General features: G+C 44.6%; 20 protein-coding genes, 1 pseudogene and 1 riboswitch. Of the genes and pseudogenes, 5 read left to right on the top strand and 16 right to left on the bottom strand.

All coding sequences use genetic code 11. The features are described 5' to 3' along the window. The first annotated feature begins 130 nt into the window (after positions 1-130). Together ACZ45G_RS27870 and ldhH are read left to right on the top strand one after the other, a co-directional pair. Positions 131-769 (top strand): lactate utilization protein, encoded by a 639-nt coding sequence (locus ACZ45G_RS27870; protein WP_464173851.1) that lies wholly within the window; start codon positions 131-133, stop codon positions 767-769. Next, on the top strand, positions 766-2,916 hold the full coding sequence (ldhH, locus tag ACZ45G_RS27865) for an L-lactate dehydrogenase (quinone) large subunit LdhH (protein ID WP_464173850.1): 2,151 nt from the start codon (positions 766-768) through the stop codon (positions 2,914-2,916). The genes ACZ45G_RS27870 and ldhH overlap by 4 nt, the downstream gene beginning before the upstream one ends. Before the next feature lie 197 nt (positions 2,917-3,113). Here the strand turns inward: ldhH and ACZ45G_RS27860 are convergent, their stop codons facing one another. The 6 genes from ACZ45G_RS27860 to ACZ45G_RS27835 form a co-directional block, all read right to left on the bottom strand. Beyond that, a complete protein-coding gene (locus ACZ45G_RS27860; RefSeq protein ID WP_464173849.1) occupies positions 3,114-3,578 on the bottom strand; it encodes a superoxide dismutase, Ni in 465 nt (154 codons plus the stop codon). 38 nt (positions 3,579-3,616) lie between these two features. Beyond that, positions 3,617-4,219 carry a DUF3786 domain-containing protein gene (locus ACZ45G_RS27855; protein WP_464173848.1) on the bottom strand — a complete coding sequence of 201 codons (603 nt, stop codon included), beginning with the start codon at positions 4,217-4,219 and terminating at the stop codon, positions 3,617-3,619. 63 nt (positions 4,220-4,282) lie between these two features. Next, positions 4,283-4,936 (bottom strand): DUF3047 domain-containing protein, encoded by a 654-nt coding sequence (locus tag ACZ45G_RS27850; protein ID WP_464173847.1) that lies wholly within the window; start codon positions 4,934-4,936, stop codon positions 4,283-4,285. A 20-nt stretch (positions 4,937-4,956) separates the two neighbouring features. After that, positions 4,957-5,406 (bottom strand): NanQ anomerase/TabA/YiaL family protein, encoded by a 450-nt coding sequence (locus ACZ45G_RS27845; RefSeq protein WP_464173846.1) that lies wholly within the window; start codon positions 5,404-5,406, stop codon positions 4,957-4,959. Positions 5,407-5,433: 27 nt separating this feature from the next. Further along, entirely contained in the window at positions 5,434-6,222 is a 789-nt protein-coding gene (locus ACZ45G_RS27840) for an EcsC family protein (protein WP_464173845.1), read from the bottom strand. Positions 6,223-6,285: 63 nt separating this feature from the next. Then, positions 6,286-6,522, bottom strand: a complete 237-nt coding sequence (locus ACZ45G_RS27835; protein ID WP_464173844.1) for a hypothetical protein — start codon at positions 6,520-6,522, stop codon at positions 6,286-6,288. 246 nt (positions 6,523-6,768) lie between these two features. Here ACZ45G_RS27835 and ACZ45G_RS27830 point away from each other — a divergent pair, with 246 nt between their 5' ends. Next, positions 6,769-7,764 (top strand): DUF3089 domain-containing protein, encoded by a 996-nt coding sequence (locus ACZ45G_RS27830; RefSeq protein ID WP_464173843.1) that lies wholly within the window; start codon positions 6,769-6,771, stop codon positions 7,762-7,764. Between the two features lie 101 nt (positions 7,765-7,865). Here ACZ45G_RS27830 and ACZ45G_RS27825 read toward each other — a convergent pair whose 3' ends face one another. From ACZ45G_RS27825 to dut, 8 genes and pseudogenes are all read right to left on the bottom strand, one after another. Continuing rightward, entirely contained in the window at positions 7,866-8,498 is a 633-nt protein-coding gene (locus ACZ45G_RS27825) for a class I SAM-dependent methyltransferase (RefSeq protein ID WP_464173842.1), read from the bottom strand. 391 nt (positions 8,499-8,889) lie between these two features. Beyond that, complete coding sequence (locus ACZ45G_RS27820) at positions 8,890-9,714, bottom strand: DUF1294 domain-containing protein (RefSeq protein ID WP_464173841.1); 825 nt, start codon at positions 9,712-9,714, stop codon at positions 8,890-8,892. A gap of 42 nt (positions 9,715-9,756) precedes the next feature. Beyond that, positions 9,757-9,837: pseudogene (locus ACZ45G_RS27815) on the bottom strand (cold shock domain-containing protein); the annotation flags it as partial. 78 nt (positions 9,838-9,915) lie between these two features. Continuing rightward, complete coding sequence (locus tag ACZ45G_RS27810) at positions 9,916-10,356, bottom strand: zinc-binding dehydrogenase (protein WP_464180039.1); 441 nt, start codon at positions 10,354-10,356, stop codon at positions 9,916-9,918. A gap of 29 nt (positions 10,357-10,385) precedes the next feature. Further along, positions 10,386-10,592, bottom strand: a complete 207-nt coding sequence (locus tag ACZ45G_RS27805; RefSeq protein WP_464173840.1) for a hypothetical protein — start codon at positions 10,590-10,592, stop codon at positions 10,386-10,388. Positions 10,593-10,619: 27 nt separating this feature from the next. After that, positions 10,620-10,883 (bottom strand): Txe/YoeB family addiction module toxin, encoded by a 264-nt coding sequence (locus ACZ45G_RS27800; protein ID WP_464173839.1) that lies wholly within the window; start codon positions 10,881-10,883, stop codon positions 10,620-10,622. Continuing rightward, positions 10,880-11,122: a type II toxin-antitoxin system Phd/YefM family antitoxin gene (locus ACZ45G_RS27795; protein WP_464173838.1), complete on the bottom strand. Its 243-nt coding sequence runs from the start codon at positions 11,120-11,122 to the stop codon at positions 10,880-10,882. The genes ACZ45G_RS27800 and ACZ45G_RS27795 overlap by 4 nt, the downstream gene beginning before the upstream one ends. A 157-nt stretch (positions 11,123-11,279) precedes the next feature. After that, a complete protein-coding gene (dut, locus tag ACZ45G_RS27790; RefSeq protein ID WP_464173837.1) occupies positions 11,280-11,717 on the bottom strand; it encodes a dUTP diphosphatase in 438 nt (145 codons plus the stop codon). Positions 11,718-12,248: 531 nt separating this feature from the next. On the opposite strand from dut, the gene ACZ45G_RS27785 reads away from it, so the two are divergent. After that, a complete protein-coding gene (locus ACZ45G_RS27785) occupies positions 12,249-12,500 on the top strand; it encodes a type II toxin-antitoxin system Phd/YefM family antitoxin (RefSeq protein ID WP_464173836.1) in 252 nt (83 codons plus the stop codon). A 3-nt stretch (positions 12,501-12,503) separates the two neighbouring features. Beyond that, entirely contained in the window at positions 12,504-12,818 is a 315-nt protein-coding gene (locus tag ACZ45G_RS27780; protein WP_464173835.1) for a type II toxin-antitoxin system RelE family toxin, read from the top strand. Between the two features lie 608 nt (positions 12,819-13,426). On the opposite strand, the gene cobT is transcribed toward ACZ45G_RS27780, so the two are convergent. Together cobT and thiC are read right to left on the bottom strand one after the other, a co-directional pair. Then, a complete protein-coding gene (gene cobT, locus ACZ45G_RS27775) occupies positions 13,427-14,485 on the bottom strand; it encodes a nicotinate-nucleotide--dimethylbenzimidazole phosphoribosyltransferase (protein WP_464173834.1) in 1,059 nt (352 codons plus the stop codon). A 4-nt stretch (positions 14,486-14,489) separates the two neighbouring features. Beyond that, positions 14,490-15,794 (bottom strand): phosphomethylpyrimidine synthase ThiC, encoded by a 1,305-nt coding sequence (gene thiC / locus ACZ45G_RS27770; RefSeq protein WP_464173833.1) that lies wholly within the window; start codon positions 15,792-15,794, stop codon positions 14,490-14,492. A gap of 83 nt (positions 15,795-15,877) precedes the next feature. Beyond that, positions 15,878-16,043, bottom strand: a riboswitch (cobalamin riboswitch). Between the last annotated feature and the right edge of the window lie 85 nt (positions 16,044-16,128).

The raw sequence follows: 16,128 nt of genomic DNA, 5'->3' as shown, positions 1-16,128 counted from the left end.
TCCGCCATGAAGCCCATGAAGAGAAAAAACGAACACTATCTTCATGGACTTCATGGTATAAAAAAGTATATGTTATATTTACAAGAAAAAGCTGTACAGATAGGGTTAGTCCCGCCAAAGGAGTCATACCATGAACGTCACCATTAAGGATAATACCCAGGAATTTATTGAAAAGGCATCCCTCGTTTCTGCCCGGGTTTATCGTGTTAAGGATTTGGCCTCTGCCCTGGATAAGGCCCTTGAACTTTGTCTTTCAAAATTGCCCTGCGACTCTCAGATGGAATCGGGCCAGATGGAACCGGAACAAAAGGGAACAGATCTGATGGCCGGAGAAAAACTGCGGGTTATGGCAGCTCCCAATCTGGATGAGGTTGATTTCACAAGACTTGACAAGGCTTGTCAAGAAGCCGGAGACGTCCAGCTGATCAGTGAGAACCTGAGGGCGTATCCCGGGGGAATTGACATGGGCGTCACCCTGGTGAATTTTGGTATTGCTGAAACCGGAACCCTGGTATTAAATTCTGATTCCGAAGAGACCCGGCTTTCCACCATGCTCTGCGAAACCCATGTGGCCATCCTCAATGAAGGAAAGATCAAAAAAACCGCCCTTTCCATGGCCGATGAACTCAATGACCTTACCGGGCAAGCGTCTTCCTACACCGCTTTTATCACCGGGGCCAGCAGAACAGCCGATATTGAACGGGTTTTGGCACTGGGGGTTCACGGTCCCCTGGAACTTGTAATTTTGCTGGTGGAGGCATCATCATGAAAAAAGAAGAAAGCTTAAAAGCCTATAAAGTCCGGCTGGATACGGCTCTGGAAAATACATTTTTACGCACGGCCATGGACAATTTTGCCGTGGCCTACAGAACTTCCCGGGAAAATGCCTTTGCCGGCATGGACGTGGATGCCATGATTCAGGAAGTGGCGGATATTAAAGCTGATGCCATTAAAAATAATGAGGCCCTTTTAGAAGAATTTACGAGAAAGGCCGTGGCAAACGGTATCCATGTCCACCTGGCAGATACGGCAGAGGATGCCAACCGCATCATCGGGGAAATAGCCCAAAAGACCGGATCCAAGCGCATTGTTAAATCAAAGTCCATGACCGCCGAAGAAACGCACCTGAACCCATGGCTGGAAAATCTGGGGCTTGAGGTGACAGAAACAGATCTGGGAGAATGGATCGTCCAACTTCGGCATGAAGGTCCCTCCCACATGGTCATGCCGGCCATTCATCTGTCCCGGTTCCAGGTGGCAGATCTGTTTTCCGATGTCACGGGAACAACCCAGGATGCCGAGATCGAACGGTTGGTAAAGGTGGCTCGACGGCAGTTGCGCAAAAAATATATTGATGCCGACATGGGGATCACCGGTGCCAATTATGCAGTGGCTGGGACCGGCACCATCGGTATTGTCACCAATGAGGGCAATGCCCGGCTGGTCACCACCTTGCCCAAAGTCCATGTGGCATTGATCGGCATTGAAAAGTTGCTGCCTACCATCCGTGAAGCCCTGTCCATTAACCGGGTTCTGTCCAAGAATGCAACAGGCCAGGCCATCACCTCCTATGTAACATGGATCACAGGGCCCAGCGAATGTAAACCCGCGGTGGGGGGCAAACGGGAGATGCACATTGTTTTTCTGGACAACGGCCGGAAAAAGATTGCCGCAGACCCTGTCTTTGCCCAGGTGCTCCACTGCATTCGTTGCGGGGCCTGTGCCAATGTGTGTCCTGTCTACCGAATGGTGGGGGGCCATCAGTTGGGGTATGTTTACATCGGGGCCATCGGCCTGATAACCACCTATTTTTTCCACGGCCGGGAAAACGCCCGGAACCTGGTCCAGAATTGTACCAATTGCGGGGCGTGCAAGGCGGTCTGTGCCGCGGGCATTGACCTGCCAAAACTCATCAAGGAAATCCACGCCCGGATCCAGGACGAGGAAGGCCATCCCTTAAAAAGCCTGATGTTGGGCAAGGTTCTTAAAAACCGCAAGCTTTTTCATACCCTGCTTCGGACGGCCAAGCTGGCTCAAAAGCCTGTAACGGGGGGTACCCCCTACCTGCGTCATCTGCCCATGATTTTTTCCAAGGAACATAATTTCAGGATATTGCCAGCCATCGCCAAAGTTCCTTTTCGGGACCGATTTGAACGGTTGAATTCCCCCCTTAAAAATCCTATTCATAAAATTGCCCTGTTTTCAGGATGTGTCCAGGATTTTGTCTATCCGGAACAGCTGGAGGCGGCCATGAAAAGTTTTGCTCGAGCCAATGTCAGCGTCTCCTTTCCCATGGGCCAGTCCTGCTGCGGCCTGCCCGCCCAGATGATGGGAGAAAAGGATGCGGCAAGGGATGTGGCCCTCCAGAACCTTGCGGCCTTTGAGGCTGAGGATGTGGATTATATTGTCACCCTCTGTGCTTCCTGTGGGTCTCACTTGAAAAACAGCCTGCCCGATCTGGTCAAGGAGTATGCCCCCAAAAAAGCAGCCGCATTTGCCAAGAAAATCATTCCCTTCAGCCAGTTCATGAACAAGATAGTGGGGGTAGAACCCATGGAAGGTGCGGGGCGTAAAACCGCCTTCCATTCTCCCTGTCATCTGTGCCGGGGGCTTGGGGTGAGACAGGATCCCAAGGATTTGATCAATAAATCCGGGAACTGCTATGTTGCAACCCTGGAAGAAGAAACCTGCTGCGGGTTCGGGGGGAGTTTTTCCGCCAATTTTCCGGCCGTTTCCAAGGAAATCCTCACCAAAAAACTGGCGGACGTGGAAGCCTCCGGGGCAGATCTGCTGGTTACCGAATGTCCGGGATGTGTGATGCAACTTCGGGGAGGTGCCTTAAAACAGGGCCGGAATATCGAGGTGATTCACCTGTCCGAACTTTTTTGCCCCCCCGACAAGGGGATTGACAACTAGGGCCGGTATCTGCCTGTGGAAGATGCCCGGTGAAGGATAAAAAGAAACATATAGAGAAAAATGCCTTTGTTTTCTTTAAAGTTCCATGCCGGACACGCCATTGTATCCGGCAATTAATTTAGGTTATTGACAAGTATGTAATTTGTTAATATTTTTTAAGTCCGGTTAAATGTTTTGAGATTCCCTCCAGAGTCCCGCTACTCCTTGTGCTCAGGATAGTAGGCGGCCAAGGCATCAATGCACTCTTTCAGACTTTTTACAACCGTTAAGTCGGCATTCTGTTTGGCTTTCATTGCGGCAAGAATGACAAAATGGTGCTTTTTTAAGCGCTCTGCATAATCTTGCTGGTCTGGTTTGACCCGTTGGGTTAAAAAATAATCGCTGATACTGGTAATGATCTTCTGGGCATGGACTTCCTTGTTCATCACCCATCGCACCAATTGGTTTTGAGACTGGGCATCCGTCTTGCCCGCAAGTTCCATAATCAAGCGGATTGACTTTTCAACGGTGGCGGCATCTTCACGCATGGATTGAACCCTGGCAAAATCATCATAGATCCCGCAGGGGATCTGGCAATGGGCTTGCAAGAGCTGTGGTAAACCAAGGATAATCGTGAATAGAAAAAAGGAAACCAACACAGCACTTCTTTTAAAGCTTTTCATAATTTCGTTCTCCTTGTATTGATTCGGTTGTTCAATCTTTATTGGATCAGGTCCAAAATTTTCTTCGAGCAATATTCCCCGACATCTGCCATGCCATCTATTGGCAGAAACTGCTGGGCATTATTTGAGAATAAACAGATGACCGAGGCGGGGAACTCGTCATCTGCTTGGTAAAAAATATAGCAAAGCGCTATCTTGGGCAGCGGATAAACCATGAAAGAAAAATCACCGCCAACACCAGGAGGGGACGCCTCCCCATTAAATGTTTCCATGATCCGCGGGACGGCATGCTTTATTTTGGCGACATAAGGGACAAGGAACTGCTCCGTATGTGTTGTAAACGCCCCTGCATAGGGCATACTGTCGGGAAACTCCTTAAATGCTCTCAAGGGTGTTGGAATACAGATATCAGCACAGGCATTCATGGCATAAAGGGAGATTAAAATACCAAACACCGAGGAATGGGCGTCCTCTCCAAGGGTAATCCCGGTGGGCCCAATAGTACATTTTTCGCCAAACGCATTAAAAACAAATGATTCTTTATATTGCTCTCCTGGAAGATTTTTTGCAAGGTTTTTTGGTAAATCTGCATATAAAGCATTAAGATTGTTCTGGACAATTTTTGCATAGTTGTCTGTCATTTTTTTGCATCCCAGGTCTTGTGAAAGGGTTTTTTTGCAGGGGTACACATAGGGTCTAAGCGTTTATTCTTCTGAAAAATAGATATCGCCATAGTATGCTTTTGCTTGCCCATGGCTATTATCTGTGTCTGTCATGATGGCAATTGCATCAATGGAATGAAATCGGATGCCAAACAGACGCTTGAGATCCTCATAAACATTTCTTTTTTCAGTGTACCAGGTTGATACCTTATCCTGCCTGTTTCTTAGGGCCATCATTTGTGCATTTTTACCGGCAAACGCATTGTCCCAAGTTTTGCCTTTGGCGGCACGATTTGCCCATACATAGTTAACCGCTTTGGTTCTCCATATGAAAATTCCGCCATCAATAATGACATATATCCTTGCAGCATAATCATCGCCTGATTTTGTTGTTTCATCTGCTGTGTCCAGTCGATTTTCAATTCTCCACACCCAGTTTAAAAAAGGAAATTTTTCAATATCAACATGAACTTTTTTGATGAGCGCTGATGCCCCGTTCCGGCTTTCGGCCAATAGAACCGGCTTGTTTTTTATTTGAAACAATTGATAAGCCGTTGAATTCTTAAATTCCTTTTTTTCCCATCCTTCAAGGCCGGATGCGGAAAAATCTGATACTTGTAATGTTTCTGCTGAAGAGATATTTCCCATCAACAGACCCAGAATGCAGCAGCACAAGATACCCAATTTCCTCAGCATATTTTCCCCACTTTTTATTTCTATTTCACCGCTACCTTGACAACAACTTTGTGGAGTTGTCCCGATGAGATCATCGGCATGTGCGCATCTTCCGGAAAAAAGATCACAAAAAATCCAGGTTCCACAGGAAGCCAGGCATCTGGATTATCCGTGAAAAACTGAATGTCAGATTCTTTATCATATTTTCCGGTGGGGTGTTTACATGAGGGGGTTGATTTCCATCCCATCTCATCTGTTCCTGCCAAAACCAATTGAATATCAATATAGCGTTCATGTATTTCAAGCAACGCATCCGCTTTCTTGCGGCCAGAATCCTTTGCCACCATTGCGTAAACGCGATCACCGTCTATTTCATAGTTCTCCACCGGCAGTTCGTTCAGATCAGGGCGTAAAAGAAATTTAATTGCCTCTGGAAATCCCTTGTACAGGTCCGTATAACGGTGTGCATTCTCAAGTGAATCTAAAATCATTTTTATTCCTTTAAAATAGTATCATGGTTAGCCATATTTAATTTCATTATACTTTTTTTCAATAACTTGAGCGCCATACTTTCTTTCAAGACGACGTACTATAAAATGTCCACGTCCCATATCCTGAAAATGGTCAATAAACAATGTATTAATAATTGCTCCACCAGCTGCACCTATTGCAGGAATAGCCTGTGCAGCGGCTTTTTCTGAAACTTGAATGCTAAATCGCTCTGCAATTTGAATGATCAGTCGGACAAGGGCAGGTGCACCTTCTTCAACCAGACCTTTTTGTGCAATATATTTAGTCGCTTTTGTAACTGATTGCGCCAAGGCGGTACGGACAGCAAAATATCCAGATTCAGATGCATCGTCACTTTGGTTAGGTCCGCCTAAAGCAAATACTTCGATACATGCTATCTTTGACTCAATTGAAAAAATATCTTCTTTTTCACTTCGAGCAATATCAGCAATAGAACGCAACATGATCGTTGTCGTAATTGGCAACTCTATTGCCATGGCAGGTAATCCAAAAAAACCACCGATACCCCCTGTAGTCGCGACTGCTAGCTTATGCCAGAGATTTGAGGCTTCTCCACCCGGTGTGTTTTTCATTGTGAAAATTGCTGTATGGGCGGCTTTGGATAATGCTGTTTGCGTAATTTCACCAACTTTTACATTCCAATTATCAGGCAATAATTTAAATCCCTTTTCGATGGGGGCACCCATAAGATTGGTTATTTTTGCTGCCAAACCCGGATTTTCCAGAAGCATCTTTGCGTTTTTTAAATCATTCAAATCATTTTGTTGAAGTTCCATAGATATCCTTCTAAACCTTCATTTTTTCCACTGGCCAGGCTACAAATAATGTCGGCCGGCCTTTCATGACCATCTGCATAAACGCTCCACCGTCAACACAATCTGGATCACAATGGATAATATCCTCTTCCCGGTCATCAGCCGGTAATGCTCCAGTAGCAAATCGCTTACTGTGCCGCCTTCACCGGCATAGCCAAGATAAAGCGGAACCATGGTAAGACGATTTTTTAAGGTCAGTCCTTTTATGGTGATTTCAGAAAACAGGTTATTATATATACACCCCTCCTTGTTACGGGTCAATTTCCAAGTTGGAAATCAAAGATATCGTTTCAGGGTCATTTATTCCTGTCCCTCTAATTCATACCCAAGCTCATATTACTTGACAAAAAGGAAGGTCCTCTCTATTAAAAAGATTGCCTGGCCAATTGATACCACTTAAAGTGGCCTTGCTCATGTTTTAAGATTTGATTCAGCACTCATTAAAAAAGAGTCAACTGAAAAGACATAGCTCAATACAAATAAATGATCTGGACTGAAGGAAAGCTCATGAAAAAAACACAACATAAATACATTCTTTTCTTACTGCTACTGCTTTTTGTCTTTTTTTTATCAAGTTGCACCAGCTTGCGCTCTGTAAAACTGCAAGACGGCCTTGAAGCCCCCCGGTATGATGAATCCTCTTCCTGGCTGTTTCAGGAATTATCTCCACAGAAAAAAATAGATGTGTTTTATGTGTATCCAACCATTTATGGGGACGAGAATCCCACTAATATGGACATCTACAATGAGGGCTTACGGGACAAAGCCATGCGGAGTTTTAAAAAACAGACCGGCGTTTATACTGACAGCAACATTTTTGCCCCTTTTTATCGCCAGGTCTCCATGGCTGTTCTGGATCCAGAGAAAGATACTTATAAAAATGAAAATTTTCTCCTGGGTTACAAAGATGTGTCCCGGGCATTTGAATACTATCTTACGCACCTGAATAATGGTCGTCCCTTTATTCTTGCTGGACACAGTCAGGGCTCGATGGCTCTGATTACACTGATGCGGGAACATTTTGAGAGTGTAAAACTACAGAAACAATTGATTGCGGCTTACCTCATTGGCTACTCGGTCACAAAAGAAGATTTCAGGCAATACCCCTGGATGAAACCTGCCACAGGTGAATCAGATACTGGGGTTATCGTTTCTTATAACAGCCAGGCACCCGGGGCAAAGGGATCTCCGGTCATTTTACCAGGCGCTTTTTGCATTAACCCTCTAAACTGGAAAACAGATGGCACCCCGGCAGCCGCCTCATCAAATCTTGGCGCTGTTTTTTTTAGGGCAGATGGCCGTGTTGATAAAGTTGTTCCGCAATACTCCGGCGCAACGATTGATATAGCCACGGGCGCACTGACGACGGTTCTTCCCGAAAAATTGGATACAGGAGGTTTCCCGGAAGGTGTATATCATATTTATGATTATTCACTCTGGTTTAATAATTTGAAAAAAAATATAAAATTGCGATCAGAGAATTATATGAAATCTTCAAAATAGCGCACCTTTGCAATGGGTGCCGAAGCCGCCGCACCGGCAGTTTTAATATAATAGCATTCAGTTGCCTGCAATGACGCGTTATCTCGGTCTTCAGCCATTCGTTATGCAGTTTTGTTCTTTTGACCAATCACATACAAGGCTTTTGTGTTATCACCAATCACCTTCGATATCTTAATCGTAAATCCAGTGTCTTCCATAATTGATGTTAACTCTTGCAAGGAAAAGGAGTGTACATGAGCTGGAGGTTTTCCCCAAGACTTGGCAAATCGTAATCCCATCTTGATCTTTTCCCAGAGTTTCATACCATAGCCAGTAAATGTGACAATTATAAGAACCCCATCTTCCCTAAGTATCCGATGGCATTCCTGTAGCACCGCTGTAGGACTCTTGACAACGTGGATCAGGTTGGCCATGAAGACGCTATCGAACACTTCAGTTGTAAACGAAGTCTTCATGCAATCTTCCTGCTGAACCTTCACATTTGGGTAATCACCAAGACGCTTTTTTGCTACTTCAAGTAGGCTATCGGATATGTCGGTAGCCATTATGCTCTGGCTCTTTTGGCTGATGATCTTGGTAAAGTAGCCTGTTCCGCAACCAAACTCGACAACTTCGCCCAATTCTGACAGATGATCCAGTTTTTTCGTGATCTCATCCAGAAGTCTCTTATCTACAACATACTCTTGTCTTTTATCGTAGGAATCTGCAAATCGACTCCAGTATTTTTTTGCCATTTTGTTATTTTTCCTCATTTGGGACTGCATAACGGTTGAGCTGACGGACTGCATCACAAGCATTGGAAGAGCCCCTCTCCTTTCCCCATTGGTTTTTGTCTTGTTTTTGAGGTGTCTTGAATGATCAACCCATTCGATACATTGTGCCTCTACAATTTGGATATCTCAGCGTCTCAAAGCTCTCATCACGATTGAAAGACACCTGGCAATTAAAACATGCAAAGGATTCTCGTCTCATAGTTCATTCTCTTTAGTTTTTTTTGAGGCATACCGTTTGGGTAGCGGGCAGAAAGGTTTCCAAAAAAGTTTATTGAAAGCATATCATTTAATTTTTTTTTAACCTTAAAAAACGCTGCCCCTTGCTGTCCGGTTCACCCTTTTGGTTATATTTTTATGTCCCATTCTTTTCGACGAGTATTAACTCAATACGCTCCTTGTTTCCTCTCATCTGAATTGTGTGTATGGCCACCTGGATAAGCTCTCCTTGCATAAACCGTGTGGGAAAATCGTTAACAAGCGTTGATTTATCAAGAATACCTGTCCCTAATTGTATTGAGACTATGACTCCTTCTCGTGGACGAATTTCTTTCACAACTCCTTTGACAATATGGAGCTGTTTGTCTGGAATTATTATTGACCGACGGCCTGTTTTAATCTGTTCAATCGTTTCTGAATGATCCACATTTGTCAGCACATCTTTTGAATTTATCATCCCTGAAAGGTGTCGTATTTCTTCTCTGGCCTGATTAACAAATGAACGGGCTTTTTCTGTGACGGCCTGTTGGTAAGGTTGGTAGATGTCTTGATGAGTCAGGGCATAATACCACAGCACCCCATGGCTGGCAATAATCAGCCAAAAGGTTATCTGATACTTTATCTTCCGAGATTTATGACGATAACATCGTTGAGCGAGTAACGCGCCAGGCCATCCGCCCAATATTTCGAAAATATGCAATCTAAGTTCAGTAGTGCGCCATGTCCCTAATCTTGCAGCACGTTTATCTCGGCTATATGCCAGTATCGTGAGGAGGCTCATTCCTGCGTAGATCGCAAGCGGGTGAAAAGGAAGTTTTTGTTGAAGGACAAAATACACATAAATTCCAAAGAGAAGGGTCATACTGGGCCAAATGATGGTAAAATAAGACCAGGCAATACCGTTAATTTTTGCAGAATGTGCGTAATGTCGTTGGTTTTCATCAATGCCAACCTCATACATCAATACATCTTTAACTTTAGGGCGACGTTGATAATGGGGTAATGATTTTACATGGAAAAAAATATTTTCCTTATTGTTATCGGGACGAATAAACCCGTACCCTTTTTCATTATTCCAACTTATAAGTGTCCCTTTCTCTCTGTTTATCCCTTCTTCTCGCTTTTGCTGTCCGAGGGTCTTTGCATTTTTATGCCTTTGAATTTAATGTTGTTCATTTTCCGTCAGTGTGAGAACAATTTTACCAGTGTGCTGTTTTGTTACAAAATACTTTTGGGCTTCAGCAATTTGACTCAAAGGAAAGGTCTTGTCTACAACTGGGACAATATCACCTTGCTCTACGCGCCTGACAAGATTAGCAAAGACCTCTTTTTCAAGTACTGTGCATCCGAATAAGCTTAAATCCTTTAAATAGAGGGTCCGTATATCAAGCTCTACAAGTGGACCACCTATCGCACCAGCTACTGCATAACGCCCCCCAGACTTGAGTACATCGAGAAGTTCTGGCCACCGTTTTCTCCCAACGAGGTCAATGACGACATCAATACTGCTGGTACCGAGAGTTTGAACAAGACTATCTTCTCTTAACAAGACACTATCAGCCCCAAGGTTTAACACATTATTTGACTTGGATTGACTGGTAATGCCGATAACCTTGGCCTTACGCGCTTTGGCTAGCTGCAGCTTTCTTCACCGCCTTTCGAGTACCATGCTTTTCGAGTGTTGATATCTGTATTATTAACTGCTGCGGCTCGTACCTGAATGAGGACATCGTAGGGTCCAGGGCTGGGTACAGGAATATCATTTCGTATTTCTAATTTATCAAGGCCACCATGTCCTGTTAGGAAGACACCTCGCATCTTTTTTGGTAATTCACTCATGATTTAAGTCCTTTTGGGCATATGTGTTTATTCGTAATGGGTCCACATGCGAAGAACTTTAACAATTTTTTCTTCGTTGAGTACCTGATACACCAATCTATGCTGTATGTTAATTCTTCGTGAATAGGCTCCTGATAGATCCCCAATTAATTTCTCATAGGGAGGTGGAATCTGAAAAGGATTTGTTTTAAGAATTTCAATCAGGGCAGACGCTTTTTTCTTAAGGCCTGATGAGGCAATTTTTTTTGCATCTTTTTGGGCCTGTTTGGTGAAAACTACTTTCCAATTCACCAGTCAAGGCCTTCGTTGCAGTCTTCGACTGGTGTCCTAAGTCCTTCCAATATAGACTCTCGCATACCAGATATATTTACCAAGAACATCGTTTCCTGGATTGCTTTCCAGTCACTTTCAGAGATGAGAATTGCATTCCCTCTTTTGCCGGTAATAGTGATGGGCTCATGAGTTGATGAAGTTTCATCAATTAGCCGATACAAGTTTTTTCTTGCTTCTGTTGCTGTTAGTGTTGCCATAATACACCTCGTTGTTTTTTATAAAGGTACGTCATGTCGTACGAGTTGTCAAGCTGTATTCACAACGATTGAGTTCAGGGGCCGCCGAGCGAAGCCAAGGGGATAAGGAGCTCGCTCCTTGCTGTCCGTTGCAACGATGTGTTAAAAATTTCTTTGACTACAAGCCTGTTGATCCAAAGCCATTATCCCCTCTGTTGGATAGGTTCAAATTATTGCATTCTTTAATAGTTACAGTGATGACTGGTTTTATAACCATTTGAGCGATTTTCATTCCCTTGCTGACCTTGAATGTTTTTTGGCTATGATTAATTAGAATAATCCCTATTTCTCCTCGATAGCTACAATCAATAGTTCCTGGGCTATTTAAAACGGTGATCTGATACTTTAAAGCTAATCCACTTCGAGGCCTGATTTGAGCTTCAGTATTTTGGGGTAATTCAATACAAATTCCAGTGCTGATTAAGCAACTTGTGTTAGGTTTTATTTCACATTCTGAGACAGAATATAAATCAAGCCCGGCATCACCTTCATGTGCATAGCTTGGGATTTGAGCTTCTGGGGTTAATTTTTTGATTTTTAATGTTTGCGCATTCATTGTGTTTAACTCGCATTTAATTTTTTGAATTGATTATAATATAACAAATAATGATAGAAGGCAAAAAATTCTTATATGCTAACGGTTGAATTCAGGGGACGGACAAGTGTCCGCTACTTGCAGCCCGCTGCAACGACGGGTTAGCAAGCATCCGCCACCAATTTTTCGATCGCTTTTTTCCAAGACTCTGGATTTTTAACAGCCCAAGCGATTGCATCTGATTCTGAACCAGTTTCGTATTGAATACATAGAAGCTTTGAAAAGATTGACCGACCATTAAAAGAATTCGGCAAAGATACCTTAAATACGGACCTCAAAGGAATTGTATATTCTTTAAACGGTACTGCCCTTATAAAATATATTTGATCTTTGGTTAAGACCAATGCTCCATTTCCACGGACTTGTTTTGTCCCTTTTGACTGTTCGCGGCCCCGTCCAGTGATGGGTTATAAAGTGTTTTAAAAGTTATTGACATTTTAAGGTACGAGGTGTACATATTGTATATAAAGTACGAAAATAAGGAGAAAAATAATGACCACAAAAATATCTACGGCAGATGCTAGAAAAAATTTGGCAGATATCGTTAACAAAGTAGCTTATGGCAAAGAATCTATTGTTTTGACCCGGCGGGGTAAAGATGTTGCAGCGTTGGTCTCTATTGAAGAACTTGAATTGCTCCAGCAGATTGAAAATTATATAGATATCGAAGATGCTAAAAAGGCTCTTCAAGGGTCGGCAGAAAACATACCTGCGGAGGAAGTCTGGAAACAATTGGGACTTTAGCTTATGAAATATTCTGTTGAGTTTAGACCTGCTGTGCTGAAAAGTTTGAAACGGTTTCCCAAGAAAGATCTTGTAAAGATTAAAAAGAAAATAGAAAATCTTGGAAGCAATTTGCCAAGCCCCAATACTACAAAGATGAAAGGGAATAATCCCTTTCATAAAATTCGATCTGGCGATTATCGGATCATATATGAAATTCATGATGACAGACTGATTATTTTGATTGTAACAGTTGGCATCGAAGAGACGTTTACAAAAGATTTTACGAATTCCACTATCCGATTTATGAGTGAAACCATAGGTGATTGCAAGGGGTAAAGCGGAAAAACGCCCAAACATTATTGGGATCCAACTGAGTATCGATATAAAAATAAAACATACCGTCACAAAAATTGAAAGAACTGAAAAAAAGAAACCTACAGAAAAGAAGAGAATAAAAGCAATCAATAACAAAAAAATGAAAAGTCTTTTGTTTTGATAAACATTGTAAAATTGATCGTAAAACTTGAAATCCTCTAAATCAGAAATTAGGTCATCATTTATTTTATGTATATCAACGCTGGTTTTTTTTTGCGAAGTAAATTATACCAATAATTAGTGATCAATATACTGGCAGCAATTAGCAATGGTGCTAAACAAAATAGTAACAAAATGTAAAGCAGCATTAATATAGAATTAATCCTTAATTCTGGATTATATGCAGAAAATTTTTTTGATGGGGGTATAAAGAGAAAAAGGCATGGCTTCGCTCTGTCGGTTACCAGGCTGTTTTCAAAGGAAAGGTCTGTGGCCGCCAATTGACTTTGTTTTATATCGGGCTTAAAGAAAAAGCAATCAGAGAATCCATCCGTATTAAAAACTAGTAAAAAGCCCCGGGGTTTTTTATCTTCCGGGGCTTTTTATGGGACATATAAAGACGGGGGGCTTTAGATGTTGGTCACCCCTACCTCTTCAAAGGTTTTGATATCTGCCAGTATCCGGGTGGAAAGGTCTAAAAGTTCCATGCAGACAGCGGCACCGGTACCTTCCCCCAGCCTGAATTGAAGGTCGATGAGGGGGGTTAACCCCATACGGTCGTGCATGTATTTATGGCCTATTTCCACGGATTTATGGCTGGCAAAAAGATATTGTCTGGCAACGGGTGCCAGCTCACAGGCAATGAGTGCCCCGGCCGTTGAAATCAGGCCGTCACAGATCACGGGTATCCCATGGGCTGCCGCCCCCAGCACCAATCCGGCAAGACCCCCGATTTCAAGGCCGCCCACCTTGGAGAGGATATCCAGGGGATCGGATGGGTCTGGTTTATGAAGATCCAGCCCCCGTTGAATAACAGCAATTTTGTTTTTAAGGGCGGCATCATCAATGCCGGTTCCCCTGCCCGTAAGTTTTTCAACGGGAATTCCTGAAAAGGCTGCAATAATGGCAGAAGACGGGGTGGTATTGCCGATGCCCATGTCGCCGGTGCCCAGGAGATCCACCGGCGCCTCTGCCATGAGTTCCCCTACGATTTCAATGCCCGCTTCAATGGAGCGGATGGCCTCATCCCGGGTCATGGCTGGTTCTTTTGTGAAATTGGCCGTGCCGTGGCGCACCTTTTTATGGAAAATGGGAAGCTCTGGATCAAAGTCATAGTTTACACCGATATCGGCGGCTTTAACAATGGCGCCGGCATGCTTGCCGATGACATTTACCGATGCGCCGCCGTTTACAAAATTTAGGACCATCTGGGGGGTGACTTCTGCCGGAAAGAGGCTGACGCCTTCCTTTGTGACGCCATGGTCCCCGGCACAGGTGACGATGCGTTTGTTGGTCAAGTGGACATCAATGGTGCCCTTGATGGCGGCCAGGCGGGCCGAGATATCTTCCATAATTCCTAAACAGCCCGGGGGTTTTGCCTGGTTGGCCAGCCGGTCTTTGGCCGCAGCCAAGGCGTCCTGGTTCAAGGAGTTGGGTATGGAGCGAATGGTATGTTCAAGTAATGACATGGCGTTACCTCTTGTCTGTTATATCGTTTTCAAATATTTCCATGCCTTTTTTCATGGCACAAAAATCCCCGCACATGGTGCAGGTTTCCTTTTGTTTGGGTGCCCGTTCTTCCCGGATCTGTCGTGCGACTTCGGGAAAGAGCAAATAGCGTTCAAGGTCATCCCACCGCATGTCCCGCCTGGCCATGGCTGCCTGACGTTCATTCTCCCGTCTGTCCGGATATTTGGAAATGTCTCCAATACGGGCGGCAAGTCTCGTGGCCCGGACTCCTTCCCTGACATCATTGACATCGGGCAGGGCCAGGTGCTCGGCCGGGGTGATATAGCAGACAAGGTCTGCGCCGAACCGGGCGGAACTGGCGGCACCGATGGCAGCCGTGATATGGTCATAGCCGGCTCCCGTGTCGCAGGGGATGGGGCCCAGCACATAATAGGGGGCATTGCCGGACATCCGTTTTTCCAGCATGATATTGCCCTCAATCTCGTCCAGGGGGACATGGCCCGGGCCCTCCACCATCATCTGGCACCCGGCGGCACGCCCGATTTCCGCCAGCTCGCAGTTGATGATCATCTCCGCCATCTGGGCCCGGTCATGGCTGTCATGGATGGCCCCAGCCCGGATGCCGTTGCCCAAAGAGAGGACGGCGTCATATTTTTTCATGAGGGTGCAAACCCGGTCAAACTGTTCGTACAAAGGGTTTTCTTGTTTGTTGATGTCCATCCAGGCCACCATATAGGTACCACCCTTGGAGGCAAGGCCGCCGTAGCGAAATCCTTGTTTTCTCAACCGCTCAATGGTGTAGAGGTTGATCCCGCAGTGGATGGCCATGAAGCTCAATCCATCCTCCAATTGTCGTTCAATGAGCTCAAACAAATATTCAGGGTCCAGCTTTGCCGGGTTTTTATATTTGCGGATGGTTTCTTTGAAGGCCTGGTACAATGGCACATTGCCCACGGGAAGACGGGTGTTGGCAAGCACGGTTCGTCGAACCAGGTCCAGGTCTCCGTCTGCAGACAATTCCATGAGGGTGTCTGCCCCTTCTTCTTCGGCGGCTTTGGCCTTTTGAACTTCCAGGTCAATATCGCAGATGTCCGATGAGGTGCCGATGGAGGCATTGACCTTGGTCCGGAGGCCGGTACCGATGCCCACAACCTTCTGATCTTTCCGATTGGGGTTGCAGGGGATGACGATCTGCCCCTTTGCCACATGGGCCTGTATGAAGCTTTCTGACAGGCCCTCTGATTTGGCAACTGTTTTCATTTCTTGGGTGATGATGCCCTGGCGGGCGTATTCTAGCTGTGTTGTCATAGTTTCCTCGCTATGCTCCTGCAAAACCACAAAAGGTTTTTGCAAGAAATATCTCTTACAAAACCCTTTACCATTGAGTTTTACCATATCACGAGTATCTGATTCGTCTTCTGACTTTCGGCATTAAATTTATTTTTTTGCCTTCCCGTGTGAACAGTGGCCATACAAAAAATAAATATTTCCGATTACAGCGGCGGGACCGTCACGGAGTTTCACCGTGTTCCGTGGACCAGACACTACCCATAAATTATGGAAACAATAAATACATGAGTCTGGCGTATTAAGTCAATATTTTCTTTACAAACTTAAGGTTCCTGATTAATAGTTATAGCGA

The organism is Desulfoconvexum algidum (assembly GCF_055382125.1).
This window is presented reverse-complemented; position numbering and strand designations above follow the sequence as displayed.

Bases quoted from the DNA above. Each gene is read 5' to 3' on its own strand.
- ACZ45G_RS27870 (WP_464173851.1), top strand. From the start codon at position 131: ATGAACGTCACCATTAAGGATAATACCCAGGAATTTATTGAAAAGGCA.
- ldhH (WP_464173850.1), top strand. From the start codon at position 766: ATGAAAAAAGAAGAAAGCTTAAAAGCCTATAAAGTCCGGCTGGATACG.
- ACZ45G_RS27860 (WP_464173849.1), bottom strand. From the start codon at position 3,578: ATGAAAAGCTTTAAAAGAAGTGCTGTGTTGGTTTCCTTTTTTCTATTC.
- ACZ45G_RS27855 (WP_464173848.1), bottom strand. From the start codon at position 4,219: ATGACAGACAACTATGCAAAAATTGTCCAGAACAATCTTAATGCTTTA.
- ACZ45G_RS27850 (WP_464173847.1), bottom strand. From the start codon at position 4,936: ATGCTGAGGAAATTGGGTATCTTGTGCTGCTGCATTCTGGGTCTGTTG.
- ACZ45G_RS27845 (WP_464173846.1), bottom strand. From the start codon at position 5,406: ATGATTTTAGATTCACTTGAGAATGCACACCGTTATACGGACCTGTAC.
- ACZ45G_RS27840 (WP_464173845.1), bottom strand. From the start codon at position 6,222: ATGGAACTTCAACAAAATGATTTGAATGATTTAAAAAACGCAAAGATG.
- ACZ45G_RS27830 (WP_464173843.1), top strand. From the start codon at position 6,769: ATGAAAAAAACACAACATAAATACATTCTTTTCTTACTGCTACTGCTT.
- ACZ45G_RS27825 (WP_464173842.1), bottom strand. From the start codon at position 8,498: ATGGCAAAAAAATACTGGAGTCGATTTGCAGATTCCTACGATAAAAGA.
- ACZ45G_RS27820 (WP_464173841.1), bottom strand. From the start codon at position 9,714: ATGTATGAGGTTGGCATTGATGAAAACCAACGACATTACGCACATTCT.
- ACZ45G_RS27805 (WP_464173840.1), bottom strand. From the start codon at position 10,592: ATGAGTGAATTACCAAAAAAGATGCGAGGTGTCTTCCTAACAGGACAT.
- ACZ45G_RS27795 (WP_464173838.1), bottom strand. From the start codon at position 11,122: ATGGCAACACTAACAGCAACAGAAGCAAGAAAAAACTTGTATCGGCTA.
- dut (WP_464173837.1), bottom strand. From the start codon at position 11,717: ATGAATGCGCAAACATTAAAAATCAAAAAATTAACCCCAGAAGCTCAA.
- ACZ45G_RS27785 (WP_464173836.1), top strand. From the start codon at position 12,249: ATGACCACAAAAATATCTACGGCAGATGCTAGAAAAAATTTGGCAGAT.
- ACZ45G_RS27780 (WP_464173835.1), top strand. From the start codon at position 12,504: ATGAAATATTCTGTTGAGTTTAGACCTGCTGTGCTGAAAAGTTTGAAA.
- cobT (WP_464173834.1), bottom strand. From the start codon at position 14,485: ATGTCATTACTTGAACATACCATTCGCTCCATACCCAACTCCTTGAAC.
- thiC (WP_464173833.1), bottom strand. From the start codon at position 15,794: ATGACAACACAGCTAGAATACGCCCGCCAGGGCATCATCACCCAAGAA.